The 26927-nt window shown below is 56.3% G+C and carries 27 protein-coding genes; 22 read left to right on the top strand and 5 right to left on the bottom strand.

The annotated features are described in order from the left end of the window. Positions 1-86: 86 nt before the first annotated feature. Entirely contained in the window at positions 87-1082 is a 996-nt protein-coding gene (locus WH265_RS09735) for a glycosyltransferase family 2 protein (protein WP_339558139.1), read from the bottom strand. A gap of 377 nt (positions 1083-1459) precedes the next feature. Between WH265_RS09735 and gap the strand changes: the two genes are divergently transcribed. Together gap and WH265_RS09725 are read left to right on the top strand one after the other, a co-directional pair. Beyond that, positions 1460-2461, top strand: coding sequence for a type I glyceraldehyde-3-phosphate dehydrogenase (gene gap, locus WH265_RS09730; protein WP_021026203.1), 1002 nt, complete (start codon positions 1460-1462; stop codon positions 2459-2461). Between the two features lie 153 nt (positions 2462-2614). Then, complete coding sequence (locus WH265_RS09725; RefSeq protein WP_339558138.1) at positions 2615-3022, top strand: OsmC family protein; 408 nt, start codon at positions 2615-2617, stop codon at positions 3020-3022. 175 nt (positions 3023-3197) lie between these two features. Here WH265_RS09725 and WH265_RS09720 read toward each other — a convergent pair whose 3' ends face one another. Then, on the bottom strand, positions 3198-3440 hold the full coding sequence (locus WH265_RS09720) for a hypothetical protein (RefSeq protein ID WP_021026201.1): 243 nt from the start codon (positions 3438-3440) through the stop codon (positions 3198-3200). Positions 3441-3765: 325 nt separating this feature from the next. On the opposite strand from WH265_RS09720, the gene WH265_RS09715 reads away from it, so the two are divergent. Then, the gene (locus WH265_RS09715; protein WP_339558137.1) at positions 3766-4680 is read left to right on the top strand and encodes a pirin family protein; all 915 of its coding nucleotides are present in this window, start codon (positions 3766-3768) and stop codon (positions 4678-4680) included. Here the strand turns inward: WH265_RS09715 and dinG are convergent. Further along, positions 4677-6860: an ATP-dependent DNA helicase DinG gene (gene dinG, locus WH265_RS09710; RefSeq protein ID WP_339558136.1), complete on the bottom strand. Its 2184-nt coding sequence runs from the start codon at positions 6858-6860 to the stop codon at positions 4677-4679. The two genes, WH265_RS09715 and dinG, sit on opposite strands and share 4 nt — an antisense overlap. A gap of 305 nt (positions 6861-7165) precedes the next feature. Between dinG and WH265_RS09705 the strand changes: the two genes are divergently transcribed. Genes WH265_RS09705 through WH265_RS09655 form a run of 11 tightly spaced genes read left to right on the top strand, consistent with a single transcriptional unit; the run spans position 7166 to position 16827 of the window. Beyond that, positions 7166-7519: a DUF2304 domain-containing protein gene (locus tag WH265_RS09705; protein ID WP_339558135.1), complete on the top strand. Its 354-nt coding sequence runs from the start codon at positions 7166-7168 to the stop codon at positions 7517-7519. Positions 7520-7557: 38 nt separating this feature from the next. Then, complete coding sequence (locus WH265_RS09700; RefSeq protein WP_339558134.1) at positions 7558-9018, top strand: mannose-1-phosphate guanylyltransferase/mannose-6-phosphate isomerase; 1461 nt, start codon at positions 7558-7560, stop codon at positions 9016-9018. 5 nt (positions 9019-9023) lie between these two features. Then, entirely contained in the window at positions 9024-9827 is an 804-nt protein-coding gene (locus tag WH265_RS09695; protein ID WP_339558133.1) for an ABC transporter permease, read from the top strand. Next, positions 9824-11044, top strand: a complete 1221-nt coding sequence (locus WH265_RS09690; protein ID WP_339558132.1) for an ABC transporter ATP-binding protein — start codon at positions 9824-9826, stop codon at positions 11042-11044. Before WH265_RS09695 ends, WH265_RS09690 begins: the two co-directional genes overlap by 4 nt. After that, the gene (locus WH265_RS09685) at positions 11037-11834 is read left to right on the top strand and encodes a class I SAM-dependent methyltransferase (RefSeq protein WP_339558131.1); all 798 of its coding nucleotides are present in this window, start codon (positions 11037-11039) and stop codon (positions 11832-11834) included. The genes WH265_RS09690 and WH265_RS09685 overlap by 8 nt, the downstream gene beginning before the upstream one ends. 56 nt (positions 11835-11890) lie before the next feature. Next, a complete protein-coding gene (locus WH265_RS09680) occupies positions 11891-12799 on the top strand; it encodes a glycosyltransferase (RefSeq protein WP_339558130.1) in 909 nt (302 codons plus the stop codon). Next, a complete protein-coding gene (locus WH265_RS09675) occupies positions 12786-13688 on the top strand; it encodes a glycosyltransferase family 32 protein (protein ID WP_339558129.1) in 903 nt (300 codons plus the stop codon). The genes WH265_RS09680 and WH265_RS09675 overlap by 14 nt, the downstream gene beginning before the upstream one ends. 10 nt (positions 13689-13698) lie before the next feature. Continuing rightward, the gene (gene rfbF / locus WH265_RS09670) at positions 13699-14472 is read left to right on the top strand and encodes a glucose-1-phosphate cytidylyltransferase (protein WP_339558128.1); all 774 of its coding nucleotides are present in this window, start codon (positions 13699-13701) and stop codon (positions 14470-14472) included. Next, positions 14472-15569: a CDP-glucose 4,6-dehydratase gene (gene rfbG, locus WH265_RS09665; RefSeq protein WP_339558127.1), complete on the top strand. Its 1098-nt coding sequence runs from the start codon at positions 14472-14474 to the stop codon at positions 15567-15569. Before rfbF ends, rfbG begins: the two co-directional genes overlap by 1 nt. Continuing rightward, a complete protein-coding gene (locus WH265_RS09660) occupies positions 15551-15964 on the top strand; it encodes a WxcM-like domain-containing protein (RefSeq protein ID WP_339558126.1) in 414 nt (137 codons plus the stop codon). The genes rfbG and WH265_RS09660 overlap by 19 nt, the downstream gene beginning before the upstream one ends. Then, the gene (locus tag WH265_RS09655) at positions 15961-16827 is read left to right on the top strand and encodes an SDR family oxidoreductase (protein ID WP_339558125.1); all 867 of its coding nucleotides are present in this window, start codon (positions 15961-15963) and stop codon (positions 16825-16827) included. The genes WH265_RS09660 and WH265_RS09655 overlap by 4 nt, the downstream gene beginning before the upstream one ends. A 77-nt stretch (positions 16828-16904) precedes the next feature. Here the strand turns inward: WH265_RS09655 and WH265_RS09650 are convergent, their stop codons facing one another. Further along, on the bottom strand, positions 16905-17969 hold the full coding sequence (locus WH265_RS09650) for an acyltransferase family protein (protein ID WP_339558124.1): 1065 nt from the start codon (positions 17967-17969) through the stop codon (positions 16905-16907). Positions 17970-18591: 622 nt separating this feature from the next. Between WH265_RS09650 and WH265_RS09645 the strand changes: the two genes are divergently transcribed. Further along, positions 18592-19806, top strand: a complete 1215-nt coding sequence (locus tag WH265_RS09645; protein WP_339558123.1) for a glycosyltransferase family 4 protein — start codon at positions 18592-18594, stop codon at positions 19804-19806. Positions 19807-19861: 55 nt separating this feature from the next. Here WH265_RS09645 and zigA read toward each other — a convergent pair whose 3' ends face one another. Continuing rightward, on the bottom strand, positions 19862-21115 hold the full coding sequence (zigA, locus tag WH265_RS09640; protein WP_339558121.1) for a zinc metallochaperone GTPase ZigA: 1254 nt from the start codon (positions 21113-21115) through the stop codon (positions 19862-19864). 176 nt (positions 21116-21291) lie between these two features. Between zigA and WH265_RS09635 the strand changes: the two genes are divergently transcribed. From WH265_RS09635 to WH265_RS09605, 7 genes are all read left to right on the top strand, one after another. Continuing rightward, a complete protein-coding gene (locus WH265_RS09635; protein WP_339558120.1) occupies positions 21292-21549 on the top strand; it encodes a hypothetical protein in 258 nt (85 codons plus the stop codon). A 27-nt stretch (positions 21550-21576) separates the two neighbouring features. Next, positions 21577-22005 (top strand): Fur family transcriptional regulator, encoded by a 429-nt coding sequence (locus tag WH265_RS09630; protein ID WP_339558118.1) that lies wholly within the window; start codon positions 21577-21579, stop codon positions 22003-22005. A 596-nt stretch (positions 22006-22601) separates the two neighbouring features. Next, complete coding sequence (locus WH265_RS09625; protein ID WP_339558116.1) at positions 22602-23339, top strand: metal ABC transporter ATP-binding protein; 738 nt, start codon at positions 22602-22604, stop codon at positions 23337-23339. Next, the gene (locus WH265_RS09620) at positions 23336-24229 is read left to right on the top strand and encodes a metal ABC transporter permease (RefSeq protein WP_339558115.1); all 894 of its coding nucleotides are present in this window, start codon (positions 23336-23338) and stop codon (positions 24227-24229) included. The genes WH265_RS09625 and WH265_RS09620 overlap by 4 nt, the downstream gene beginning before the upstream one ends. Then, entirely contained in the window at positions 24226-25224 is a 999-nt protein-coding gene (locus tag WH265_RS09615; RefSeq protein ID WP_339558113.1) for a metal ABC transporter substrate-binding protein, read from the top strand. Before WH265_RS09620 ends, WH265_RS09615 begins: the two co-directional genes overlap by 4 nt. Before the next feature lie 752 nt (positions 25225-25976). Then, entirely contained in the window at positions 25977-26390 is a 414-nt protein-coding gene (locus WH265_RS09610; RefSeq protein WP_445228513.1) for a type IV pilin protein, read from the top strand. After that, a complete protein-coding gene (locus WH265_RS09605) occupies positions 26390-26890 on the top strand; it encodes a GspH/FimT family pseudopilin (protein ID WP_339558111.1) in 501 nt (166 codons plus the stop codon). The genes WH265_RS09610 and WH265_RS09605 overlap by 1 nt, the downstream gene beginning before the upstream one ends. Positions 26891-26927: the final 37 nt, after the last annotated feature.

The raw sequence follows: 26927 nt of genomic DNA, 5'->3' as shown, positions 1-26927 counted from the left end.
AACGCAGGGATGCGGGCCGCAGGGCCTGTACCCTGCGTTTTTTTATGCCTGTTGCTGGGTGATCGCGGTAGCGGGCAGGGCAGTGCTTATCGGCCCAGGCCTTCGCCGTCGTGGCGGTGCGATTGCGTGGGCTCGGACGCCACATCGAACGCGATAAAGGCCAGCACGAGTTGGACGCCCAGGATGATGGGCAGCGCGCTGACCATGACGGTGCCCGCAGTGGTGGCCACATTGGAGACGATGGACTGGACCCAGTGGAACAGGCCAAACACGGTGCCCCAGGTGATGAGCAGCAGGCCCAGCGGCAGCTCCAGCGAGGCCACCGACATGCCGCGCAGGTAGTAGTTGTAGAAAATGCGCTTGCAGAAATTGCGCAGGTGGCCGGCCATGAACTCAGTCAGCACCTTGTGGATCTTGAGGTTGCTGACCTCGTCCTCGTAGCGCGAATCGATGGGGATGTCCAGAACCACGGCGCGCACCGTGTTCAGGCGGAACAGCATGTCGGTCTCGAAAAAATAGCGCTGGCTGATCTTGTGCAGCGGCAGCTGCGCGGCCGTGCTCGCAGCAATGGCGGTAAAGCCATTGGTGGGGTCAAAGCTGCTCCAGTAGCCCGACGAGAACTTGGTCATGAACGACAGCACCGCATTGCCAAAGATGCGGATGCGTGGCATGCGGGCGATCTTTTCGAGGTTGAAAAACCGGTTGCCCTTGGTGTAATCGGCGCGGCCGCTGGCAATGGGGGCCACAAAGCGGGGCACCAGGGTCGGGTCCATCTGCCCGTCGCCATCGATCTTGACGAGCACGCCATAGCCGTCTGCAATCGCTGCGCGGTAGCCCGCCATCACGGCGCCGCCCACGCCCAGGTTGACCTCGTTGAAAAGCACCCGCACACGCGCGTCGGGGCAGTGCTCCTGCACAAAGCGGCCGCTGCCGTCGGGGCAGCAGTCGTCGACGATATAGATGCCATCGACTTCGGGGCCGATCTCGGCAATCACCGCCAGGATATGGCGCGTCACCTTGTAGCAGGGAATGACGACCGCCGTGCGCAGGCTGGATGGTGAAGAGGGGAGCGACTGGCTCATGGCGTTTGTGAGGCGGCCCACCATCTGGGGCAGTGTTGCTGCAGGCTGTTGAAAGGATGCCGGGAGGGCGCCCGTGCTGGCAAGGATTGTTGCACAGCCTGGGGCCCGGGCCGGCAACGGCTGTTGCGTGCCGGTAGTCACGCCGGCGATAGCTGGCGCGGGGCTGGCAATGGCCCACTATTCCAGGGCCCAGCCAGTGTTCTCTACAATACGCGGCAAAATCAGACCGCCCTCTCCTCGCACCTTCCCGGCCCGCTCTCTGTAGCATGCCCCTGGCTGCGGTTTGGCAGGTCTGGCCCCTCCGGCAAGTGGCGCCAGCGGCAGCGAGCGTGGCCCAGGCCGGCGGGCATGCGGCATTTCATTACTTGGAGATCACTATGGCAATCAAGGTAGGCATCAACGGCTTTGGCCGTATCGGCCGCAATGTGCTGCGCTCTGCAGTGCAGAATTTTTCCGATATCGAGATCGTTGCGATCAACGACCTGCTCGAGCCTGACTACCTGGCCTACATGCTGCAGTACGACAGCGTGCACGGCCGCTTCCAGGGCACGATTGCCGTCGAAGGCAACACCCTGATCGTCAACGGCAAGAAGATCCGCCTGACGCAAGAGCGCGACCCTGCCAACCTGAAGTGGGACGAAGTCGGCGCCGATGTGGTGATCGAATCGACTGGCCTGTTCCTGACCAAGGAAACGGCACAAAAGCACATCGATGCGGGCGCCAAGAAGGTGATTCTGTCGGCCCCCTCGAAGGACGACACCCCCATGTTCGTGTTTGGCGTGAACTGCAAGACCTACGCCGGTCAGGCGATCATCTCCAACGCATCCTGCACCACCAACTGCCTGGCCCCTGTGGCCAAGGTGCTCAATGACAAGTGGGGCATCAAGCGCGGCCTGATGACCACCGTGCACGCAGCAACCGCCACGCAAAAGACCGTGGACGGCCCCTCGAACAAGGACTGGCGCGGCGGCCGTGGCATTCTGGAAAACATCATCCCATCGAGCACCGGCGCTGCCAAGGCCGTGGGCGTGGTGATTCCTGAGCTGAACAAGAAGCTGACCGGCATGTCCTTCCGCGTGCCTACGTCTGATGTGTCCGTGGTCGACCTGACCGTGGAGCTGAACAGCGAAGCGACCTACGAAGAGATCTGCGCCGAAATGAAGGCCCAGTCGCAAGGCGCGCTCAAGGGCGTGCTGGGTTACACCGAAGACAAGGTCGTGGCCACCGATTTCCGTGGCGAGACCTGCACCTCGGTGTTCGATGCCGAAGCCGGCATTGCCCTGGACAAGACCTTTGTGAAGGTCGTCTCCTGGTACGACAACGAGTGGGGCTACTCGAACAAGTGCCTGGAGATGGTGCGCGTCGTCACCGCCAAGTAAGCGCCTGGCGCGCTCTGTGCCCGGGCGATGGCCCGGGGCATGCGACACACACAACCAGCACCGGCAACGGCGCTGGTTTTTTTGTGCCCGTTTGCAACCGTGCTTGGGCAGAAAGGCCTATATTGCCTTATCAAATTGAGGAGATCTACCGATATGGCGCAGCAGGCACAAGCCCAGGCACAGAGCACGAACAGCAATTACCGCGTGGATCTGCAAGATCCACAGGGCCATCTGTGGCATGGCGATGAGCCCCAGGCCGTTGGTGGGGGCGATACCGCACCCAGCCCCATGCAGCTGCTGCTGTCGGCCCTGGGTGCTTGCACGACGATTACGGTGCAGATGTATGCACAGCGTAAGGCCTGGCCACTGACGGGTGTGCGGGTGGAGCTGGCGCTCAACCCCGATGGCGCCGCCGCAGCGGGCAGCGACATCGTGCGCCGCATTCACCTGGAGGGTGATCTGAGCGACGAGCAGCGCAGCCGGCTCCAGCAGATTGCAGAAGCCTGCCCGGTGCACAAGTTGTTGGTGGGGGAGGTGCGGGTGGTCACAGCGCTGGCTTGAGGCTGGCCGGACACCCGAGAAAGCGCGCAGGCCGTACAAACCGGCGTGCAGGTGAAAGCACTTTGCAGCGCTTGAAAACGTTCAGAGTGCCTCACACAACCTGGAGACGATGCACAAAGCGGTTAAGGAAATTAACAGCTCTGTAGCAAGGTTTCAAAGGCCGTGGTCGTCGCTCTTATTGCACAACGATATTGTTGTGGTCGATGTGGTAGTCAAAGTCGGGCTTGGCCAGCGACACGGTCACGGGTTGGCCCTCGATGGTCCAGGACAGCACAAAGCTGGCGATGGCCGTCGAGACATCGACTTCCATGGGGCTTGGGATGGTTTCGAGCTGACCGTCGCCGATGCGGTGCTGAACAATGCCTACCACGCGAGCCTTGAAGTTCTCGGGGTAGTTGTGGGAGTGTTGAGTCGTCATTGGTTGTCTCCTTTCAATGAGGGGGCACCGAATTCCAGCCTGGCATCATGCGTTGCCAAGCCGGAGTCATGGAAGCCGCCAGCACGACCTGGCAAATCTGAGAGTTGCACCGGCTGCCAAAGCGAATCCCTGGGAGCCTGTCGTCGCGCCGGCTGCTGCCGGGCGCTAACACGTTGGAATATGTGGCAGTGATGCCCTCTCTGGTCATCACGTCCGCACCACTTGTTTGTACCATACCCGCAAGACAGTCACGTGTAGGTCTGTTTCGGCGGAATGTGCGCGCCCTTCGCGCAAGCGCTCCCGCCCCCGATGAAGGAGATGGAATATGAGTATCGATAACAAGGCCTTGCGGCATTACCCCGGGCGCGTTGCGGATGTGGGCGGTGTGCCGGTGCTGCGCGCGCTGCCCCAGCGCGGACGGCGCATGGTGGGCGCCTGGTGTTTTCTGGACCATGCCGGGCCCTCGCACTTTGAGAGTGGGCCTGGCATGCAGGTGGGCCCGCACCCCCACACCTGTTTGCAGACCTTCACCTGGATGATCGAGGGCGAGATCCTGCACCGCGACAGCCTGGGCAGCGAGCAGCCGATTCGCCCTGGCCAGGTCAACCTGATGACCGCCGGCAAGGGCATTGCGCATTCGGAAGAGAGCCTGGGCAAGCCGGACTTTCATGCGGTGCAGCTGTGGATTGCGCTGCCCAAGGACCAGCGCTTTATGCCGCCGCGCTTTCAGCACTACCCGCAGCTGCCCCGGCTGCAGGATCAGGGCATCCAGATGACGGTGCTGGCGGGGGACTGGCTGGGCCAGCAGGCACCCACCGAGGTGCACAGCCCGCTGGTAGCCGTCGATATGGAAGCGGCGCAGGCCAGCAGTGCCAGCCTGGCGTTGCGGCTCGATTTTGAATACGCGGTGCTGTGCCTCTACGGTGATGTGCAGGTCAATGGCGAGGCGGCCCCCAGCAACGAACTGGTTTACCTGCCCGATGGCCAAACCAGCCTGGATCTGCAATGCGGCGCCGGCAGCCGCTGCATTCTGCTGGGCGGCACGCCCTATGAAGGCGGCGTGATGATCTGGTGGAACTTTGTCGGCCAGAGCCAGAAAGAGATCGAGGGCTTTTTGCGCGACTGGCAAAACGGTGAAGGCTTTGGGGCGCCGGTGGCCTCGCCGCTGCCGCCGCTGGTGCCACCGTCGCTCGAAGGCGTGCACCTGCGTAGCCCGGGCGAGGCGCCCGCCAAGGACTAAGCAGTGCTGGCTGTGCGGCGCTGCAGCGTAAAAGGCGGCAGGCTGGCCAGCAGCCGCTGGCCATAGCCGGTGCGCACCAAGCGTTTGTCGTAGCAGTAGACATGGGCCTGGTCTACCTCGGTGCGGATCGCGCGCCCGACCCACTGGGCCAGCCGGATGGCGGTGGCGGGCACCACAATCTCGCTGAAAGGGTCGCGGCCCGAGTTCTTCAGCCATTCGGCGCGGGCCTCGTCGACCGGGTCATCGGGCGGCGCAAAGGGCAGCTTGGTGATGAACAGCGATTCGCACAGCGCGCCGGGCAGGTCCAGCCCTTCGCCAAAGCTTTGCATGCCAAAGATGATGCTGGGCATGCCAGCGGCCACGCGCTCGCGGTGCTGGTGCAGCAGCTGGCTGCGTGGCAAGGTGTTTTGCACCAGCACATGCTGGCGCATCGCGGTGGGCAGTGCGTCAACGGCCAGGCGCATCTGCTCGCGCGAGGTGAACAGCACCAGGCCACCCGATTGCACCTGGGCCAGGTCTTCCAGCAGCGCATCGACCATCTCGTTGGCAAACTGCTGGGGCGTGCGCGGATCGGCCTGGGTCTCGGTGACGATCAGGCTGCCTTGTTCGGCATAGTTGAAGGGGCTGGCGACCTCCAAGGTCGAGACGGCCGGGTCGTTGTTGAGGCCCGATTCGCGCAAGAAGAAATCGAACTGACCGCCGCTGGTGAGCGTGGCCGAGGTCAGCACCGCGCCGCGCACCTGGCTCCACAAGTGGTGGCGCAAGGTGGAGCCGGGGATTACTGGGCTTGCATAGGCCTTGATCGCGACAAAATCGCCCACGACATCCAGGGTGAACCATTTGGCAGCCGGCACGCTGCCCTGGGGCGCATCCTGCAGCAGCAGCTGGGTGGTGTCATGCACGGCCTCCAGGCGCGGGGCCAGGCTGCCCACCTGGGCATACAAGGTGGACAGGCGCTTGGCCTCGTCGGGCCGGTCGCGCATCTGTGCGCGCAAGGCCTTGGAGATGGCCTGCAGCACATCCAGAAAAGCGCTGGCATGGTGCGCGGCTTGGGCCAGCGGCTCGACCAGCGCGGGCGGCAGCTCGCCCCGGGGCAGGCGCACGCGGGCGGGGCCCCGGCCGCCCGACTGCAGCTGCTGGCGCATGCCCTCGCCGTATTCATCCATCAGCAGCCTGGCGCAATCTTGCAAATGCTGGCGCAACTGGCCCGAGTGGCGCGGGATATCGGCAATCTCGCTGACTTCGACCAAGGCGCCCACGCGCTGGGCGCGGCTGGCGAGCTTGTCGATCCAGGTGAGCTGGCTCAGGTTCATCTCGCAGGCGAACTGCGACAGCGCAGTGGCGGGCAGGTGGTGGGCCTCGTCCAGGATCAGCAGGCAGTTGTCCAGCTCGGGCAGCAGGCGTGCGCCCAGCGTCGACAGCAGCAGATCATGGTTAGCCACCAGCACCTGGGCCTGGACCAGGTCCTTGCGTTTTTCGTAATAGCTGCAGCTGCCAAACACCGGGCAGTGCTTGCCGGTGCAGGAGCTGCCTTCGGCGGCGACCGGGCTCCAGACCTCGGGCTCGGGCGGCGTGTCCAGGCTGTCGCGGTCGCCATCCCAGCCCCGGGTGGTCAGCGCATCGGCCATGCTGGTGTAGAACTGCAGGCGCGCGGCGTTTTCCTGCGGGCTGCGCTGCGATTGGCGCGCCTGCGCCGCTTCTTCGGGAAAGAAATCATCGTCGATAGGCTCGCCGCCATCCGCGCCATCGCCCTGGGCCACGCTGGCCAGGCGCTCGAGCTTGAGCTTGCAGACATAGCGGCCCCGGCCCTTGGCCAGCGCGTATTTGAAAGGCTGGTCCATCTGCTGGGCCAGCGCCGGTAAATCCTTGTTCACCAGCTGCTCCTGCAGCGCCACGGTCGCCGTCGAGATCAGCACCCGGGTGCCCCGCTGCAGTGCCATCGCAATCGCCGGCACTGCATAGGCGAGCGACTTGCCCACCCCCGTGCCTGCCTGGATCACCGCAATGGCGCGCTGTGGCTCCTCGTCCTCTTCGAGCTTGCCCAGCTGAGCGGCAGCAAAAGTCTCGGCCACTTTCTCCGCCATCAGCCGCTGGCCGGGGCGCGAGCGAAAGCCACCCTCGACATTGACCATGCGATCGAAGGCGGAAACAGCGCTGCGGGCCCATTCGGAACTAGACATAGGCGGGGAGTGTGGCATGGATTGGCCGCTATCGCGGGTACTGGGGTTTTATGCGGTAGTTGGCAGAGGCCGGCAGCCCACGAACAGCTCCGCTGAGGCTTGAAGAGGCCGAACCCACGCCAAGCAGTGACATTTGGCTGCAATCCCCGGCGTCCCTGCACAGTAGAATCATGCGGCTGTTCAAATAAGCGATTTGAGCAGGGTAAAAGAATTTTCTGTTTCAGGCAGTAAAGACGCCGCCATGGGACATGCGCCGCTTGCGCCTTATCCGGGCCTTCGGTATGTCCCTGTGAATCAAGGTTGGAATGGCCAATTATCAAATTACGACCACCGTTCTGGGTGTGCTTTTTGCTGCGGTGATTTTGTTTCTGATCCGCGGCGACCGGCTGTATTTGCGCCTGGGCCTGTTCTGGATGGTTGTTGCCCTGCTGGCCGTATTGCTGGGCGTGTGGCCGCGTCTGCTGGACCACTTTGCCGACGAGCTGGGGATTCGTTACTCCCCCACCTTGCTGCTGGTCTGTGCAGTCGGTGTGCTGTTTATCAAGGCCCTGCATGCGGATATGGTCAATACCCGTATTGAGCGGCAGGTACGGCGCCTGAACCAAAGCCTGGCGCTGCTGCAGCTCAAAAACCAGCAAGCGGCCAACGACAAGCGCTGAGGCGCTGCTGCAACTCCTATTTACCGAGATTGATTCGAATGCCAAAACTAACGCCTGTCATTCTGTGTGGTGGCAGTGGAACCCGCCTGTGGCCTTTGTCGCGCGAGCACTATCCCAAGCAGTTTTTGAGCCTGGGAGGCGATGGCCAGTCGATGCTGCAGAACACGGCGCTGCGCTTGAATGGCGTCCACCCTGGCATTATGCAAACCAGCCCTGTGCTGGTGTGCAATGCCGACCACCGCTTTTTGGCTGCGCAGCAATTGCAGGAGCAAGGTATTGCCAATGCCAAGCTGGTGCTGGAGCCAGCAGGCAGAAACACTGCCCCCGCGCTGACCTTGGCCGCCTTGGCTGCAGACGCCGATGCGGTATTGCTTGCCATGCCGGCCGACCATGTGATGACGCGCCCCGAGCAACTGCACCGTGCCGTTGAAGCGGCTTGGCCGCTGGCCATCGAAGGCGCGATGGTCACCTTTGGCATTGTGGCCAACCGCCCCGAGACGGGTTATGGCTATATCCAAAAGGGCGCTGCAGACAGCAATGGTGCTTTTGGCATCGAGAGCTTTGCCGAGAAGCCAACCCTGGAACTGGCCGAGCAGTACCTGCGCAGCGGCCAGTACCTGTGGAACAGCGGTTTGTTCATGGTGCGTGCTGACCAGTGGCTCAAGGCCATGGCCGCCCTGCAACCCGCGATGCTGCAGGCCTGCGAGCAGGCCATGGCGCAGAGCAGCCGGGACATGGACTTTATCCGCCCCCATGCCGAACTGTTTGCGGCTTGCCCCGCAGACTCCATTGACTACGCGGTCATGGAGAAGCTGCCGGTGCGCCCTGAGCTGGGCGTGCCTGCCCGCGTAGTGCCGCTTGATGCCGGCTGGTCGGATCTGGGCGCCTGGGATGCCCTGTGGGATGTACTGCCACGCGATGCACAAGGCAATGCCGGCAGTGGCGAGACCCTGGCCATCGACACCAACAACAGCCTGCTGTTCTCCGAAAGCCGCCTGATCGCTGCAGTGGGCCTGGACAATGTCGTAGTGGTGGAGACCGCCGATGCCGTGCTGGTGGCCGACAAATCGCGCACCCAGGATGTGAAGAAGGTGGTGGCGCAGCTCAAGGCCCAGAACCGCAGCATGGCCTCGGCCCACCGCAAGGTGCACCGCCCCTGGGGTTGGTACGACAGCATCGACAGCGGCAGCCGTTTCCAGGTCAAGCGCATCGTCGTCAATCCCGGCGGCCAACTGAGTTTGCAAATGCACCACCACCGTGCCGAGCACTGGATTGTGGTCAAGGGTACGGCCGAAGTGACCAATGGCGATCAGACCTTCTTGCTGGGTGAGAACGAGTCCACCTTTATCCCGCTGGGCCATGTCCACCGCCTGGCCAACCCCGGCAAGGTGCCGCTGGAGATCATCGAGGTGCAGTCGGGTAGCTATTTGGGTGAGGACGATATTGTTCGGTTTGAGGATACCTATGGGCGTGCGCCTGTAGTGCAAACAGCTAAGTGAGAGCCATGCTTAAACTGTCGATGATTCGCGCCTTGTGGACCTACCGGGGTTTCATTTGGAGCAGCGTGATGAGAGAGTTTCACGGCAAATACCGTGAATCGCTGCTTGGTGCATTTTGGTCTGTGGCCAACCCCCTGACCATGATCATCATCTACACAGTGGTGTTCGGCCAGCTTATGCGATCCACCCTTCCTGGCCATGAGCAAACGCCCTTCGCATTCAGTATTTATCTTTGTGCAGGGGTTATCACCTGGGGTTTATTTGGTGAAATGCTAGGACGCTTGAATAGCGTCTTTCTTGAACATGGCAATCTCATCAAAAAATCAAACTTTCCGAGGATATGTCTGCCGGCCATTGTCACCGCATCAGCGTTGATCAATTTTGCAATCATATTTGCACTGTATTTGGTATTTTTAGCCATCATAGGGCACTGGCCCGGTATTGCTCTTTTGGCATTTATACCTCTGCTGGCTCTGCAGATTCTTTTTACGTTGGGTCTAGGTATTTTTTTGGGAACACTCAATGTATTTTTTCGGGATGTCGGTCAGCTCACTGGGGTAGTCCTGCAATTCTGGTTCTGGCTCACTCCTATTGTCTACACCCTCCCGGCGTTACCAGGGAAAGTGCGTGATCTGATGATGCTAAATCCCATGCAGCCTCTCATAGCTGCATACCAACAGATATTTCTTGATAAAACAATTCCTGCTGTCGGGCCACTACTGCCATTGATCGCATTGACTGCAATCTTCCTGGTGCTGGGTGCAGTATTTTTTATTTCCCGAGTGGGTGAAATGGTGGACGAGTTGTGACCAATGCTTTAACTGTTACTAATGTAGGCAAGGCCTACAAGCGGTACCCCAGTAAGTGGATCAGAGCATGGGAATGGATTTCTGGTCGTATCACGCATGAAAAAACCTGGGTGTTACGTGATATTAGTTTTACTGTTCAGCCTGGAGAAGCGGTTGGTATTATCGGCGTTAATGGTGCCGGAAAGAGTACGCTGCTAAAGATTATTACTGGAACTACCCAGCCGACAACTGGCAGCGTCCAAATGAATGGCAGGGTGGCTGCTTTACTCGAGCTTGGAATGGGGTTCCATCCTGATTTTAGTGGACGGCAGAATGTGTTCATGGCAGGGCAGCTGCTGGGCTTGCGAAAAGAGGAAATTGCTGCTTGTATGCCAGCTATAGAAGCATTTGCTGAAATCGGGGACTACATAGATCAGCCAGTGCGCGTATATAGCAGCGGGATGCAAGTTCGCTTGGCGTTTAGCGTGGCAACAGTGGTGCGGCCAGATATCCTTATCGTGGATGAGGCGCTTTCGGTCGGTGACGCCTATTTTCAGCACAAGAGCTTTGAGCGTATTCGAGAGCTAAGAAAGCAAGGTACGACACTTTTGATCGTCAGCCACGATAAAGGCGCAATTCAGTCAATCTGTGATCGTGCAATCTTGCTATCCAAAGGGCAGAAGTTACTGGAAGGTAAGCCCGAAGCAGTTCTTGATTACTACAATGCGGCGGTGGTAGACGATACAAATAGTCAAATTTCGCAGACTGTGAATGAGCAGGGAGTGGTGCAAACTGTATCTGGTACAGGTAAATGCAGAGTTGCCAAAGTCGCTCTTCGCGATGCTTCGGGCCGCGAAATCGAAGTAGTCGGCGTTGGTGCTGAAGTCACGTTAGAAATACAGGTCGAAGCACTTTCGGATATGAGTACATTGGTTTCAGGCTTCATGATCAAGGATCGTCTTGGTCAAGAGGTCTTTGGCACCAATTCATACCACCATGGTCAAGTGATGAATGATGTCCGAGAAGGGGCTCATCTTACCTTCAGATATAGATTCAAAGCAGATCTTGGTCCGGGAAGCTACTCAATAGCCCTTGCGCTGCACAAAACTGAAAGCCATCTTTCAGAGAATTATGAATGGCGAGACATGGCCATAATATTCAAGATTATTAATTTGTCTCAAAAGTACTTCATTGGTGTGGCGTGGATAGAGCCACATTTGGAAATCTCACATGACTGATCATTTTTATGAATTTTTCGAAAGTGTTAATTACGCTTCGGAAGACCAAGTTCGAGAATATCGTTCAATCTATTTGAGCTATGTAAAGCCGCTTATAGATTTTGTGGAACGGCCGTTGGCCTTCGACTTTGGGTGTGGACGTGGCGAATGGTTAGACATGCTTCGCCGTCTAGGATTCGAGACTAAAGGTGTCGATATAGATCAAGGAATGCTTAACTCTGCACAAAAAAAAGGTTTGGATGTTGCGCTAGGAAATGGCTCCGAATTCCTCAAAAATTTGCCAGATCAAAGTGTTGCAGTACTTAGTGCATTTCATGTATTGGAGCACTTGCCATTTGACAAGATCATTGAGTTTTTTAAGGAAAGCCAACGGGTTCTTATTCCTGGTGGTGTACTCATTGCGGAAACTCCCAATCCAGAAAATCTGTTTGTCATCACTAGCAACTTTTATCTAGACCACACGCACATTCGACCGATTCCAATTTTGCAAATGATAAATCTGGCAAGATATTTCGGATATAAAAAATACTCAATAATTCGTCTGCAAGAGAACAAAGATCTTTACAAAAAAGAAGATATAACCTTCAAAGATATATTTTACGGTGTCAGCAAGGATTATGGGATTATCGCGCAAAAGCCAGGCGGGGTGGAGGGGTTGGTCGAGGCTATTGACCATCCATTGCGATACGAAACAGGTATTGGGATCGATGACCTGATAAAAAGACTAGATCAGCGCATTGATAATCTTGTTAAAAAAGTTGATGAGCTTTCTTTGAAGAAAGATATTTGAATATTACGCGGAATATTATCTATTTTATTTTCCGCCCCACATTGAAATTATAAGTGATGGAAAAAATTCTACATCGTGTCTATTTCGAAAACTATCGACCGTTTAAAGATCCATTTCTTCATTATTTAGAAACTTGGCGGAGAGAATTGCCTGGCTATAAAATAATGCGGTGGGGAAAAGATAACGTTGACGTTACTGTGAATGATTGGATGCGACGCTCCGCTGAGGCTAATGACCCTGTATTCCTGAGTGAGTTTGTGCGCTGGGATGCTTTGAAGGAATACGGGGGGGCGTATCTCGACAGCGATTGCGAAGTGCTGAATGGTGGTGTTTTTGATCGCCTTATAGATGAACTGATAGCATCTGACGAGTACGATGCCTTTGTGGGAGTGGAAGACTTTGATAATGGCTTTCCAACCGCCCAAACCATCGGTGCGAAAAAAGGTGCAGAGATTGTCGATTTCATGCATGACATGTATAAAAATCGGCTATCAAGTGGGCTATGGCACTGGCGGGCCGAGCGGCTTTTGATTGGTCCTCAATTGATGAGTTTGTACTTCCGGGACAAGGGTTACACAGCCAACAAAGGATTTTTTCCAAAGCTGAAAGAGCCAGTTATTGTAGGGCGTGTAAAAATATATCCGCAGGAATATTTTTCACCTAAATTTACTACTACAGGTAAAAAGCTAAATATCAGCGAAAATACCTGCATATATCATTTATTTGCTAATCTCAACGTAAAAGAAGTGGATCCCGAGGCAGAAAAACATCGCCGGGAGCCCATGCTTTTTAGTGATTATTGTAAATATCTGGAAGATTTGGCTGCTCGAAGAATAAAAGCCCCGCCAGGAAATGTCGATTTTCGACAAGATAACGGTAAATTTGATTTCGGCAAAATTATCAAATACGGCCTGAAGAATCCTGCTGACTTGATGAAGAAAATCTGGCTATATGCAAAAAACTAAGTCATCTTTAAAAATTCTGCATCGAATTTATTTTGGATTTGATGGAAAGCCTGATCCCTATTTAGGTTATTTAGAGACCTGGAAAAAGGAGCTTCCTGAATTTGAAATTCGGCATTGGAATGTTACAAATCTCCCTGTTGAGGCATGTCATTTCTCAAAAATGATGTACGAATTGCGAGATCATGCATTTCTTAGTGACTACTTCCGATGGTGGGTGCTCCGCGAACACGGTGGAATATATTTGGATGCCGACATTGAAATAGTCAATGGCAATATATTTAGAGGCCTCGTGGAGGAATTGGAAGCGAGCGAGAAGCATCACTCTTTTATAGGAGTTGATAATAAGGCTGGCGGCTGGTATACGGGCCACTCTATGGCTACTCGCGCTAATAGTCCTTTGGCAAACTTTATGTGCCAAGTCTATGAGGGATTAGGCCCGGTATCATTGTGGCGGCGTAAGATATTTTATTTTATGTCCCCTCAGTTGACATCCTTGTATTTTGCACACCATGGCCATAACGTGGATGGCATGGGTACTACGCCTCACCTGGAAACTCCAGTTATTCAGCATGGAGTGAAAATTTACCCGCAAGAGTATTTTTCACCTCTGACGCCAGTCATGCGAAATAATAAAGGAGGATTTGAAATCGATGCCTATACCGAAAATACTTCGATTTGCCATCATTTCTCTTGCTCCTGGCATGACGCCGACTCCCCTTATTTGCAAGGGCGAGATGTCAATCTGCTGATGTTGGATGAGAAAGTTAAGTTGGCTGGAAGCTCGGTCTCAAACAAAGATAGGCCTAAGTTCCTTCGAGTAATGAGTCAGATTTTTGCACTTATTGGTCAGATTCCTGAAAAATTGCAGGAAATCATCAAAAAAGCATAAGGGGTAAAAGATGAAAGTAATGATCCTCGCCGGTGGTCTTGGTACGCGTCTAGCGGAAGAAACGAGCTTGAGACCTAAACCGATGGTTGAAATCGGTGGCAAGCCAATGCTTTGGCACATCATGAAGATTTACGAAGCACACGGTTTTAATGATTTCATTATTCTTTTGGGCTACAAGGGCTACGTAATCAAAGAGTATTTTTCAAATTACTATTTGCACACCAGTGACGTCACCATCGATTTGGCTGAGAATAAGACAATTATTCATAATAATCGTTCGGAAAAATGGCGTATTACATTGATCGATACCGGTGAGCTCGCAATGACTGGGGCACGTATTCGAAAGGCCAAGGCATATACTGAGGGCCAGCCTTTTATGCTCACCTATGGTGATGGCGTGGCGGACGTTAACGTCCGAAATCTGGTGGATGCCCATCAGAAGTCAGGTAAAGCCATTACGATGACCAGCGTTCAACCAGAGGGTCGCTTCGGTGCGTTAGACATCAACAGTTCCAACGAAATTGTGCGTTTCGCCGAGAAGCCTAAAGGTGATGGAAACTGGATAAATGGTGGATTTTTTGTCTGCGAGCAGTCTGTCTTTGACTATCTACCAGCCGGAGATGATCTGGTATTTGAACAAGAGCCGCTGCGGCAGCTTGCTGAAGATGGCCGAATGAATGCGTTCCGACACACCGGTTTTTGGAAGCCTATGGATGCCTTGCGTGATAAGCAACAGCTGGAATCGCTCTGGGCTAAAGATCAAGCGCCGTGGAAGGTCTGGTAATGTTCAATAATGTATATAAAGGCAAAAAAGTTGTTGTCACGGGCCATACAGGATTCAAAGGAACTTGGCTGACCCGTTGGCTGATGATGCTCGGTGCTGAGGTGATGGGGATCTCGGATGGGATCCCTACAACGCCGTCCATGTTTGAAATATTGGATATGGAAAAAAATATCCAACACAAAGTGGTGGACGTGCGTGATGTAGGCGCGTTAGCGCAAGCAATTCAAGGATTAGAGCCTGATTTTGTCTTCCATTTGGCGGCGCAGGCTATTGTCTCAACATCCTATCTTGACCCATTGGGCACCATATCCACAAACGTGATGGGTACGGCGAACGTTCTTGACGTTATCAGACGCCTCTCCAAACCTTGTGTCGCAGTTATCATTACATCTGATAAATGCTATGAAAATGTGGAATGGGAATGGGGTTATCGCGAGACTGACCATCTTGGAGGCAAAGACATTTATAGCGCCTCGAAAGGCGCTGCGGAAGTGGTCTTTCATGCATATTTCCAATCATTCTTGAAGAACCAGCCGCACATCCGAATTGCGAGTGCTCGTGCGGGGAACGTGATTGGCGGTGGTGACTGGGCAAAGGATCGGATCATTGTTGATTCCGTACTGAGCTGGAACGACCATAAACCGGTACAGATTCGGTCACCCGAAGCGACTCGTCCTTGGCAACATGTTCTAGAGCCTTTGTCTGGCTACCTGTGGTTGGGAGCAAATCTTGCCACCAATGATAAGTTGAATGGTGAATCGTTTAACTTTGGGCCGCGTGCAGAGCAAAATCGACGTGTCATTGAGTTGATTGCAGACGTATTCGAATATTGGAATAAGGATTTTGACTGCTATCAGATTACAGGAAATATTCCATTTCACGAAGCTGGTTTGCTTAAGCTCAACTGCGACAAAGCCTTGTTTCATCTGCGCTGGGAGCCCACGCTCTTTTACCGGGAATGTGTGCGTATGGTTGGTGAGTGGTATGCTGGTTATTACATCCAAAATCAAGATGTCCAGAAAATCACGCAGCTGCAGATTGAGCAATATATGCAATTGGCAACGGAGAGAGGTAACCGATGGACTCATATCGCTTAAGCTGCGGCGCCACGGTTTTTCCAACTAAAATAATCCCTCATGCCAAAGGGAATATTTTCCACGGACTTAAAAAAAGCTCCGACGGTTATGTTGATTTTGGTGAGGCTTATTTCTCCATGGTTTTGCATGGGGAAGTAAAAGGCTGGAAAAAGCATCTCCGGATGTCCATGAATTTGCTAGTTCCGGTGGGTGAAATATGTTTTCATCTTGAGTCTGAAGATGGAAGTCAGTCTGAGAGAGTGGTGCTGGGTGAAAATAATTACCAGCGCTTATTTGTACCTCCGGGTATTTGGATGGCGTTTGAAGGTGTAGGACAATCAAATAATTTACTGCTCAACATTGCAAGTATTGAACACGACCCTACAGAATCTATGACGCGGGAGTTTGTACGATGAGGATTCTGGTAACAGGTGGATCCGGCATGTTAGGGTCAGAGCTTCTGCGGCAGATTTCAGGCGCTGGGCATGTAGGTGTATCTCTGGATCGCGTCGGATTTCTCGCAGCCGATAAGATCCAGCGCAAATCAATGCTTGACGGCTTTGATGTTGTTATTCATGCAGCAGCTAACACCAATGTCGAGCAGTGCGAAATTGAGCCAGAAATATGCTATTTTGATAATGTGTTTTTGACGGAGAAATTATTTAATTATTCTCAAATAAACAAAAATAGATTTGTTTATATTTCTAGCACAGGAGTTTATGGACGAGGAAGCTCCGTTCCTTATCATGAGTATGATGTGCCGCAGCCAACGACTGTGCATCATCATTCAAAATTGCTCTCTGAAAAAGTCGTGCTTGCTTCTCCGAGTTCCTTGGTTATTAGAACCGGGTGGCTTTTTGGGGGAGCTCTGAGTAATAAGAAGAATTTCATTAATAATCGAATTAATGAAATTCGTGCTGCTGCTGACTTTATCTCTGCAAACTATATGCAAGTTGGGTCGCCCACTTATGTGGGCGATTGCGCTCATCGAATCTTAGAATTGATAAGTGCTGACAATGCTGGTATATATAACGTTGTCAATGAGGGTGCAGCCAGCCGGTTTGAATATGTAAAGCGTATTGTCGAGCTCTCCGGAGCAGCGATTGAAGTTCGCCCCATAGATGCATCCGCTTTTAACCGTCGTGCGGATGTTTCTGAGAATGAAGCAGCTGTTTCTTATCGAACAAAGTTTGACGGTCTGTCGCCACTTCGGCCCTGGCAGGATGCTTTGGATGATTATATGAGTCAGGTCGGCTTACGCTCGTGTCTAAGCCAATGAATATATAAAAAAGGCAGACACACGTCTGCCTTTTTATTTGGAATGTATTGCTTGGGTTACTGAGTCTTGTGTAAGGTTTAAGCTGATTTTTGAACACTGAAGATTCTTTTTCTTAAGAATGCTCTTGCGGCTGGCTCATAATACTTAACACACATCCAGCAGACGAAAAATAGCACGATAGTCGCTACGGCGAATGCAACTATGGGCGGCATTCCATATTTTGCCATTATTCCAATTGCGGGCATTCCTAAAGGCTCATGTAAGAGGTATATAGGGTAGGACATGAGTGCAAGTGGATTGACGAAGTTGCGATATTTGCCAAACAAATCAGTTTTCGAACAAAGATATACGGTAAAGAGAACTCCGGCGAGCATGAAAATAGCGAACAATTCATGCAGGGGTACCGCGTTAGCTCCGGTAAGTCGGGCAACCATTCTCACCCAGCAGAGTGCTAACAGAGTGAGTATGGCAGGAAGATCAGATTGAAACTCTTCTTTTGAATTGCATAACCCAAGTAGCATGCCCAATGCGAAATATGCACCAAACTCAGAAATCGCCATGAAGTTCAACCATGGCAATTGGAGGCTTGGTGCCAAAAGTAAAACCAAGCACCAGACTTTGGCAGCATTGCGTAGCTGCAATTTAGTCAATTTGCCAAAAATTAGCAAAAGCACTGTAATCAGTAGATAGAATTGGACTTCTATAAACAGGGTCCATGCAGGACCTACGATTGTAGGAGCACCTACAAACCATTGAAGACCCGTAAGCCCCAGAATGGACTGAGACAGTGAGGGGTATTTTATGAGCGTAACAGGTGCGAAAAGAATGGCCAATGCGATAGCTACTGCATAAGCAGGATAAAGTCGGCAAAAGCGAGCAACTGCAAATTCTGACCATGAACGCCCGATCGCCGACCTGCTGATCACAATCCCGCTGAGAATAAAAAATATATCAACGCCGAGAAAACCTGGTGCAGCAGCCACGGCTACCCAATGAGGAACCCAGGACACATCATAAGGATGTTGTAAGTTTTTGGCCAGGCCCTCTGAGCTAATCCAGTGATGTACAAGAACCCATAGTGCTGCGAATATGCGTAGAATATCCAGTGGAATAGCGCGTGAGCTTGAGGAATTTGATATCATTTTTTAGTTGGTATATTTTCTGATTTAATGTCAGTTAGTTTATTGAAAATTGCCTCATAGCTATTTCAAATAAAATCGCGTTCGACATAAATTTATAAGCTCGTCGTTGTTCAAAGAGACCTCGTAGGAACCATCGCAACATGAGGCTAGCAGGGTAACAGCTCTTTCCCTGCTGCATGAATGACTTGGGGAGAGATAGCTGATAACTTTGGCAAACGGTTTGTAAGGACATGTTTAAGGCTTGATGCCTCCCTAGAACTTCCTAACCTTTTCCAAGATGGCATGCCTATATCAATCAGGTGTTTCGGGCACTGGTCGTACGCCTCCATGTGCTGGGCTGATGTCTTCCCGCGGACATCTGCAGCCTTGTTCCGCAAGCTGTTAGCCGACTGGGTGTCCATCTAGCAACTTGGATATGATGATGCGCCGGTTTGTCGATGGCGCATCCTTGCAGTTCATTCAAACCGTCACTGACTTCGGCAAATGCATGGCGATGCGAGTGCTGTTAAGTTTGATAGCTTGGGGATAGGGCAAGTGCAACGGCAAGCTGGTGCGGCTCTTTCAAATTTGTGAGACCTCCGGTCGGCCCTGTCAAAGGCTGCCGGATGGGCTTGGTCATGGGATGGATAGTTTCTTGATACCGCAAAACTCTACAAAAAAGCTGGACGTCATTTTGGCGGCCGATGCTTTGCGACCTCCTCTCACCGGTATCGGCCGCTATTCCTATGAGGTGGCGAGAAGACTCGCTCAGCACGACACGGTCGAACGACTGCGCTACTTTTCAATGGGCCAATGGTTGGATGATCCACTGGCCGCGTTGCACAGTTCAACAGCCGCAGGTGACCCATCTTCGACCCCTCTAGCGGTACCGAGAGGCCCTACATTGCGGACCCGCCTTGCAACCAGTCCTCTTGCAGTTCGTGTCTATTGCGCGTTGACGCCCACATACTTCGGCTGGCGGCTTCGAGGCAATGACAAGTCGATCTACCACGCACCCAATTACATAGTTCCGCCGTTCCAAGGGAAGACTGTGAGCACCGTACATGACTTGTCTCATGTGATGTACCCGCAGTTCCACCCCAGGGCGCGGGTGGATTATCTGAATTTGACTTTGGGACCTAGCCTTGCGCGCACAACCCATGTAATCACCGTCTCAGAGGCAGTACGTCAGGAGATGCTCGAACGCGGCTTGATGCCTCCAGAGCGTATTACTGCGATCCTCGAAGCGGCAGATGAATCGTTCTGTCCTCACACGCCCGAGATGTTGGCGCCGGCCATGCAGGCCCTGGGTCTGCGCCCAGGGCACTATTGCCTGTTTGTGGGAACCGTCGAGCCACGCAAGAATGTGGAGCGCCTGATACAGGCATACGAGTTATTACCTGATGAGATTCGCAGAGCTTGCCCTCTGGTGGTCGCGGGTGGCAAGGGTTGGAATTCAGAGGCGGTTCATGCACGCATGGCAAAGGCGAGCCAGGAGGGGTGGCTGCGCTATATGTCCTTTGTTGAACAGCGGTGGCTGCCTGCTCTGTATGCAGGGGCGCGGCTCATGGCTTATCCGTCTTTGTACGAAGGCTTTGGCCTCCCGATTGTTGAAGCCATGGCCAGTGGCACACCTGTGCTGACCTCCAACACCTCATGTATGCCTGAGGTATCGGCAGGCGCTGCGAAGCTGGTGAACCCCCTGGATGTGGAAGACATGAGGCACGCATTGGAAGCATGTATTTGCGATGAGGTATGGCTAGCGGAAGCGCGATCAAAGGGACTCGCCCGTGCTTCTACTCTGTCTTGGGATCGATGCGTGGAGGAAACCATCGCGGTGTATCAGATGCTGGCTTAAGGATGCTACGCCTGTAGACCGAGCCTGCGAGTGGGGGAGCAAAGCCGCAACGCATTCAATGGGAGTGCGGCAGTTTGCTCTCAGGCCAATCCACAAACGAATGCCGCCACCCCGTCCACACCCCCGGCCCCTGCGCCATCTCCGCATCGCTGAGCAAGCAACTGTCCAGCTGCGTGCGCAACGCCACCTCATCCATGTCCATGCCGATCAGCACCAGCTCCTGGCGCGCATCGCCCACGCGCTCGTCCCAGGCTTTGCGGATCAGGACTAGCGCCTCTGCGTCCTGTGGCCAGTGCTCTTGCGGCACGGCGGCCCACCAGTAGCCGGCGGCGCTGTGGCGGGCCACGGCACCGGCCTGTGACCACTGGCCTGCCAACGTGGGGTGGCTGGCCAGCCAGAAAAAGCCTTTGGAGCGCACAACACCCGGCCATTCCTGGTTGATCAGCGCAAAAAAGCGCTCGGGGTGAAAAGGGCGGCGTGCGCGGTAGACAAAGCTGCCAATGCCATAGGCCTCCGTCTCCGGCTGGTGGCTGCCGCGCAGCTCCTGCAGCCAGCCGGGGGCCTGGGAGGCCTGCTCAAAATCGAACAGACCCGTTTGCAGCACCTTGTGCAGGGGCACCTGGCCAAACGCGGCCAGCTCGATACGGGCGCGCCGGTTCAGGCCGCGCAAGATGCCCATCAGCTGCTCGCGCTCGGCGTCAGACACCAGGTCGGCCTTGTTGAGCACGATCACATCGCAGAACTCGATCTGCTCGACCAGCAGGTCCACCACGGTGCGCTGGTCCTCATCGCCCAGCGATTGGCCGCGTGCCCGCAGCTGGTCGCGCGAGCTGTAGTCGCGCAAAAAATTGAAGGCATCTACCACCGTGACCATGGTGTCCAGCTGCGCCACATCGCTGAGGCTGCGGCCGTCCTCGCCGGCAAAGGTAAAGGTCTCGGCAACGGGCAGGGGCTCGGAGATGCCGGTGGATTCGATCACCAGCTGGTCAAAGCGGCCTTCGCTGGCCAGACGGCTGACTTCCAGCAGCAAATCCTCGCGCAAGGTGCAGCAGATGCAGCCATTGCTCATCTCCACCAGCTTCTCATCGGTGCGCGACAGCTCCGCCCCGCCCTGGCGCACCAGGGCTGCGTCGATGTTGACCTCGGACATGTCATTGACGATGACCGCCACGCGCCGGCCTTCGCGGTTGTTCAGGATGTAGTTCAGCAGGGTGGTTTTGCCGGCGCCCAGGAATCCGGAGAGCACGGTGACGGGGAGTTTGGGGGGGCGTGTCGTTGCCAGTGGGTAGGAGATGGTGCTGGAAGTCATCGTGGAATGCGGGGTTGGCGCTGGCTGGGGTGGCTTGCTGCATGCCCCGGTCAGCGCTGGGTGGTGCCTGTGTTGGCGATTTGATATGTTATAACATAACAAAATCAAGCTGGCTTTTCTCAAACGTTCACTGGGTGACCGGGGCTGGCAGCTGCTGAGATGTGGAAAGGACACCGATGATTCCAAGAACCTACGCGCAGTGGCGGCACTGCATCAGCGTCGAATGCGGCATCCCCTTGAGCGCCGACTTCATCGCGCAACGCCTGGCGGTCTGGCGCAATCCGGGGCTGGAGGAAACCCAGCGCTTCAGGCGCCTCTACGGCGATGCGCATTGGCAGGCGGTGCAGCACTGGTTGGTGCAAGCCGGGCAAGAGCAGGAGGGCGCCGCCGCTGGGGAGCCCCCGCTGGCAGCGTCCGCACAGCAGACCGGCTAAACTCTGGCCTCTGCCTTTGTTGTCACCATGTCCACAGTCGCCAAAACGCCCCAGCCTGAGTTGACCAAGCACCAAGCCCTGGTGCTGCAAGCGCTTGCGCGCGAGGCCAATCCGGCCAGTGCCTATGCCTTGCTCGATCAGCTGCGCGAAGAGGGCCTGCGTGCGCCCCAGCAGGTGTACCGCGCGCTGGACAAGCTGATCGAATACGGTCTGGTGCACCGGGTGGAGAGCCTCAACTCCTTTGTGGTCTGCGCCCATACGCATGCCGAAGGGCATGACCATGGTCTGGTGGTGTTTGCCATCTGCGATACCTGCGGCCAGGTCGATGAGTTTCTGGAGCCCGCGGTGGAGCGGCGCCTCAAGACCTGGTCGAAGGCCAACAGCTTCCGCCCCAGCAGCACCCATGTCGAGATGCATGGCACCTGCAGCCGCTGCGCTGCGGCACCGGCGGCCTAAGAACCTGTTCAAAGTCTCTACGCAGCCGCGTTGGAGTGCAATCGGGATGAGTTCGAAGCGATGGTCCGCAGCTTGCACCGGGGTGCAAGCAAGGGCCAGCGCGCAGAAATCGCCCGATTTCACTCCAACCCACAGGGACAGTGGCTTTGCGAGCGGTCTGCGTCGTTGCAAATCCTCGCAATAGCTGGGCTATTGCTGCGGTATTGCGCCTCGCATCCCATCTCGCAAAGACACTGTCGCGGCGCGAGGAGACTTTGAACAGGTTCTAAGCGCCTCGGCCAGCCTCCTTCTCTCCTCACAACTCACGATTTTTCTGCTTCGGTCCATGGCGGCCTGCGCAAGGCTGGGCTGCGCTTTTTTTCGTTAGTATTTTCATTTGATGTTATAACATCACATTTTGAAAATGCTGCAGGTGCATCGCCGATGTTGCCAGCTTGACTGGGCGGCATGGCACCTAAGAATGGGCGAGCTATGGGATCAATACAAACAACCAGGCGCCGCAGCGCCTTGCAGGCGTCTGCGCTTTCGCGCTGCCTGCTGGCGCTGGGCCTGAGCGCGCTGCTCTGGGGCGTGGTGCTATGGGCGGTGCAGCAGCCATGATGCAGTCTGTTCCCAGCCTGCCGGCGGCGGCAGTGCATGGCATCGATTTTGAACTCTCCAACCTGGGCCTGGGCTATGGCGGCAAGCTGGCGCTGCGCGGTGTCAGTGGGCAGTTTGCGGCCGGCTCGATGACGGCCATCGTCGGCCCCAATGGCGGCGGCAAATCGACCTTGCTCAAGGGCTTGCTGGGGCAGCTTGCGCCGATGCAGGGGTCGCTGCGCTGCCGCTATCCACGCGCCGCGCTGGGCTACCTGGCGCAGGCCTGCGAGGTGGAGCGTGACTTTCCCATCAGCGTGGAAGACTTTGTCAGCATGGGCCTGTGGGCGCAGACGGGTGCGTTGGGGGCCGTCAGCGATTCGCAGCGGACGCAGATCAGCGCAGCGCTGGCGACCGTGGGCCTGCAGGGCTGGCAGCCGCGCTGGATTGCCGAGCTCTCGGGCGGGCAGTTCCAGCGCATGCGCTTTGCCCGGCTCTGGGTGCAGAACCCGCCGGTGATCCTGCTGGACGAGCCCTTCACCGGCGTCGACGAGCCCTCCATCGATGTGCTGCTGCAGCTGTTGCAGCAGTGGCATACACGTGGCCGCACCGTGCTGGCCGTGCTGCATGACCGCGAGGTTGTGGAGGCATTCTTTCCGCAGGCCTTGGCGCTGGCGGGCACGCAGCTGGCCTGGGGTGCAAGCGCCGATGTGCTGCCGAGCCTGGCCGCCCGCGCGAGTGCCCGGAGGCGCGCATGATCGCCGAGCTGCTGTGGCAGCCCTTTGTGGACTATGGCTTTATGCGCCGCGCGTTGGCCGGTTGCCTTGCTTTGAGCGCCGGCGCCGCACCCTTGGGCACCATCTTGCTGCTGCGCCGCATGAGCCTGGTGGGCGATGCCATGTCGCACGCCATCTTGCCGGGTGCGGCCCTGGGCTATTTGCTGTTTGGCCTGTCGCTGCCGGCGATGACGATCGGCGGCCTGGCGGCCGGCCTGATCGTGGCCATGCTCTCGGGCGTGGTGACCCGCTACACCGCCTTGCGCGAGGATGCGAGCTTTGCCGGCTTCTACCTGATCTCGCTGGCGCTGGGCGTATTGCTGATTTCGCTGCGCGGCTCCAATGTGGATCTGCTGCATGTGCTGTTTGGCTCGGTGCTGGCGCTGGATGACCCCACCCTGTACCTGACCGCCACCATCGCCAGCCTGTCGATGCTGGGCCTGGCGCTGGTGTACCGGCCCTTGTTGATGGAATGCCTGGACCCCGGCTTTTTGCGCCTGCAGGGGCGCATGGGCCGCATCAGCCATGCGGTATTCATGCTGCTGCTCGTGCTCAACCTGGTGGGGGGCTTCCATTCGCTGGGCACCTTGATGGCGGTGGCCCTGGTGGTGCTGCCCGCCGCCAGTGCGCGCTTTTGGCTGCGCGGCGTGGGCCTGCAGATGGCGCTGTCCACCGCTATTGCGATGGCCGGCAGCCTGCTGGGTCTGCTGCTGTCCTACCACGCGGGCATTGCGGCATCGGCCGCCATCACCTTGAGCCTGGGCAGCTTGTACCTGTTGTCGCTCTGCCTGGGCCGTCTGGGCAGCGTGCGGGCGCAGCGCCAAAGGCCGGCCAACGATTCTGTGTCTGAACCAATGGGAGTATCCGAATGAGCAACTTTTACCTGAACCGCCGCGCGCTGCTGGGGCTGGCGCTGACCAGCGCCTTGCCCATGGTGCCGGTCTGGGCCGCGGGCCAGCCGCTGCCCGTGGTGGCCAGCTTTTCCATCTTGCAGGATTTGACGCGCCAGGTCGGCGGTGATCGGGTCAGCGTCTCTGCGCTGGTCGGCCCCGACGGCGATGCCCATGTGTTTGAGCCGACGCCGCAGCAGGCACGCCAGTTGCAGCAGGCCAAGGTGCTGGTGGCCAATGGGCTGGATTTTGAGGGTTGGTTGCCGCGCCTGAAAAAAGCGTCGGGCTTTCAAGGCCAGGAGATCGTGGCATCCCAAGGCATTGCCGTGCGCAGCTTGCCCAAGGGCCAGGGTCATGACCACGGGCACGACCATGGCGCTAACAAAGCGGGGCATGACCACGATCACGACCATGACCATGGTCACGGCCATGCCCACAACCATGGCCCCAACGACCCCCACGCCTGGCAGGATGTAAAAAACGCCATCGCCTATGTGCGCAATATCGCCAAGGGCTTGGCCCAAGCAGACCCGGCCAATGCAGCCCGCTACGACCAGCAGGCCACGCAGTACATCGCCCGTCTGACAGCGCTGGATGCCAGCCTGCGCCAGCGCTTTGCCGCGCTGCCGGCCGATCGGCGCAGTGTCGTCAGCACCCACGATGCCTTTGGCTATTTTGCCCAGGCCTACGGCCTGCGCTTTGTACCGGTGCGCGGCCTGTCAACCGAATCCGAGCCTTCGGCCCGTGATCTGGCGGCCCTCGTCAAACAGGTACGCGAAGAGCGCATTGGCGCCATCTTCCTGGAGAACATCTCCGACCCGCGCCTGCTGGAGCAACTCGCCCGCGAGACCGGTGCTTCTATCGGTGGGCGCCTGTACTCCGATGCGCTTTCGCCCGCAGGCGGCCCTGCCAGCACCTACGTCGACATGGTCGAGGCCAACGCTGCTACCTTGCTCAAGGCCTTGCAGGCGCGCTGACCCAGGCCTGCTGGAGCCCACAGCACTGCCTGGCGCTGCGCCATGGCAGATCGCGGTGGGTACGGCGGCCTGTTTATGGGGGTGGCCTGGTCATAGCGGCCCAGCCACCATTGTTTGCTGCGGCGCGCATCGCCAGTGCGACTGGCTCCTTCACTACTTGGCGGCCGATGGCCTGGCCTGGCAGCTGCAGCCTTGATATCCATCACGCTGCACATTTGCAACAGCATGGACTGTGTGCACCGATGCCCCGCCATCGGCTGCGCCTGCGCGCTTGCGGGTTGCCAAACGCACGCCGCTCCTCACCGTCACCCGTGGCTCCCCAGCCTTTCAGCATCCGCTAACCAACGTTTTTGCTATCTAGGATGCTATCAAAATATTTCTATTACGGCGTTGCGGACCGCTCCAAGTCTTCTGCGCAGAGCGCATTGACTCGCTCAAAATTTAGGCAGTTATAGATTTATAAAATAACTATTGATGTAAGTTATTGGAAAGTAATTTACTAACAGACACGTATGATGCCCTCCTGATGAAGTTCATATGAATTTCTGAATTTCAATAAATGAAATCGATGGATGGAAGCCTTCCGACTCCCTGGCGGAGTCTGCCGGGAGAAATCCACCAGCCGGTTTTTTGGAGCATTGCCGCCTCTGGTGCGGCGGCGGTGAGGGGGTGTCGTTATGAAGGTTTCTCAAGCGGTCCGCATACCGCTGACGCGAGTCCACACGGGCTGCAGCGGCCCTGTACGGCGCTGGATGCAGCGCGGTTTTACGTTGATCGAGGTGATGATCGTCGTGGCCATTGTGGCCATCCTGGCGGCGATTGCCTTGCCTAGCTATGACGAGTACGTCAAGCGTGGGCAGATCGTGGCGGGCATCACGCCACTGGCTGATATGGGGGCCAAGATGGAGCAGTTCTACCAAGACAACCGGACCTATGTGAGAGCCTGTCAAAGCAGGATAGCTGCGGGGCCGGCAGAAACTGCCCGCTTCAAATACATCTGTGACGGGCACAAAACTTATTACACGGTGAAGGCGGAGGGCAAAGGATCCATGTCCGGTTTTGTTTTCGTCTTGACCCACGAAGGCGCGCGCAACACCGCCAGCACACCGTCGGGTTGGACCAAGGGCAGCGGCTGCTGGTCCGTCCGCAAGGATGGAAGCTGCTGATGCACAGGCTCCAATCCAACCAAGGCTTTACCTTGGTCGAGCTGATGGTGGGCTTGGCACTGACCGTCTTTTTGCTGCTGATGGCCATGCCATCGGCCAGCGTCTATATCTTGGATTCCAAGATCCGCACGGTTGCCCAGGCCTACTATGACGGGGCTCAGATGGCAAGGGCTGAAGCGCTGCGCCGCAATGCCAATGTGGCTCTCGGGCTGACGGATAGCGGCCTGGGTTGGAAGCTGATGGTGGGTGAGATAGAGATCGCCAGCAAGCCAGCAGAGAGTGCAACGGCTGTGACGGTGGAAACCGAGCAAGAGACGGTCACCTTTGACAGCCTGGGCCGCACATCCCAGGCCAACGCCGTGACCTTCAAATCTACCAACGCTGCCTGCCTGGAAGACAGTGGTGGCCAGCGCTGCCTGCGCGTGGTCATCTCGCCGGGCGGCCAGGTCCGGCTGTGCGATCCGTCCATCACCGATGAGGGAGACAACCGCAAATGCTGATATCTCGCAGGGCCTTGTCTTCCCATTCCCACGCAAC

It is taken from the genome of Comamonas sp. MYb396, assembly GCF_037479555.1.
Classification (GTDB): Bacteria; Pseudomonadota; Gammaproteobacteria; order Burkholderiales; family Burkholderiaceae_C; genus Comamonas.
This window is presented reverse-complemented; position numbering and strand designations above follow the sequence as displayed.

Bases quoted from the DNA above. Each gene is read 5' to 3' on its own strand.
- WH265_RS09630 (WP_339558118.1), top strand. From the start codon at position 21,577: ATGTCCACAGTCGCCAAAACGCCCCAGCCTGAGTTGACCAAGCACCAA.
- WH265_RS09715 (WP_339558137.1), top strand. From the start codon at position 3,766: ATGAGTATCGATAACAAGGCCTTGCGGCATTACCCCGGGCGCGTTGCG.
- WH265_RS09615 (WP_339558113.1), top strand. From the start codon at position 24,226: ATGAGCAACTTTTACCTGAACCGCCGCGCGCTGCTGGGGCTGGCGCTG.
- rfbG (WP_339558127.1), top strand. From the start codon at position 14,472: ATGTTCAATAATGTATATAAAGGCAAAAAAGTTGTTGTCACGGGCCAT.
- WH265_RS09735 (WP_339558139.1), bottom strand. From the start codon at position 1,082: ATGAGCCAGTCGCTCCCCTCTTCACCATCCAGCCTGCGCACGGCGGTC.
- WH265_RS09705 (WP_339558135.1), top strand. From the start codon at position 7,166: ATGGCCAATTATCAAATTACGACCACCGTTCTGGGTGTGCTTTTTGCT.
- WH265_RS09725 (WP_339558138.1), top strand. From the start codon at position 2,615: ATGGCGCAGCAGGCACAAGCCCAGGCACAGAGCACGAACAGCAATTAC.
- zigA (WP_339558121.1), bottom strand. From the start codon at position 21,115: ATGACTTCCAGCACCATCTCCTACCCACTGGCAACGACACGCCCCCCC.
- WH265_RS09660 (WP_339558126.1), top strand. From the start codon at position 15,551: ATGGACTCATATCGCTTAAGCTGCGGCGCCACGGTTTTTCCAACTAAA.
- WH265_RS09605 (WP_339558111.1), top strand. From the start codon at position 26,390: ATGCACAGGCTCCAATCCAACCAAGGCTTTACCTTGGTCGAGCTGATG.
- WH265_RS09680 (WP_339558130.1), top strand. From the start codon at position 11,891: ATGGAAAAAATTCTACATCGTGTCTATTTCGAAAACTATCGACCGTTT.
- WH265_RS09695 (WP_339558133.1), top strand. From the start codon at position 9,024: ATGCTTAAACTGTCGATGATTCGCGCCTTGTGGACCTACCGGGGTTTC.
- WH265_RS09645 (WP_339558123.1), top strand. From the start codon at position 18,592: ATGGATAGTTTCTTGATACCGCAAAACTCTACAAAAAAGCTGGACGTC.
- WH265_RS09625 (WP_339558116.1), top strand. From the start codon at position 22,602: ATGATGCAGTCTGTTCCCAGCCTGCCGGCGGCGGCAGTGCATGGCATC.
- gap (WP_021026203.1), top strand. From the start codon at position 1,460: ATGGCAATCAAGGTAGGCATCAACGGCTTTGGCCGTATCGGCCGCAAT.
- WH265_RS09700 (WP_339558134.1), top strand. From the start codon at position 7,558: ATGCCAAAACTAACGCCTGTCATTCTGTGTGGTGGCAGTGGAACCCGC.
- WH265_RS09635 (WP_339558120.1), top strand. From the start codon at position 21,292: ATGATTCCAAGAACCTACGCGCAGTGGCGGCACTGCATCAGCGTCGAA.
- dinG (WP_339558136.1), bottom strand. From the start codon at position 6,860: ATGTCTAGTTCCGAATGGGCCCGCAGCGCTGTTTCCGCCTTCGATCGC.
- WH265_RS09685 (WP_339558131.1), top strand. From the start codon at position 11,037: ATGACTGATCATTTTTATGAATTTTTCGAAAGTGTTAATTACGCTTCG.
- WH265_RS09720 (WP_021026201.1), bottom strand. From the start codon at position 3,440: ATGACGACTCAACACTCCCACAACTACCCCGAGAACTTCAAGGCTCGC.
- WH265_RS09620 (WP_339558115.1), top strand. From the start codon at position 23,336: ATGATCGCCGAGCTGCTGTGGCAGCCCTTTGTGGACTATGGCTTTATG.
- WH265_RS09610 (WP_445228513.1), top strand. From the start codon at position 25,977: ATGCAGCGCGGTTTTACGTTGATCGAGGTGATGATCGTCGTGGCCATT.
- rfbF (WP_339558128.1), top strand. From the start codon at position 13,699: ATGAAAGTAATGATCCTCGCCGGTGGTCTTGGTACGCGTCTAGCGGAA.
- WH265_RS09675 (WP_339558129.1), top strand. From the start codon at position 12,786: ATGCAAAAAACTAAGTCATCTTTAAAAATTCTGCATCGAATTTATTTT.
- WH265_RS09655 (WP_339558125.1), top strand. From the start codon at position 15,961: ATGAGGATTCTGGTAACAGGTGGATCCGGCATGTTAGGGTCAGAGCTT.
- WH265_RS09650 (WP_339558124.1), bottom strand. From the start codon at position 17,969: ATGATATCAAATTCCTCAAGCTCACGCGCTATTCCACTGGATATTCTA.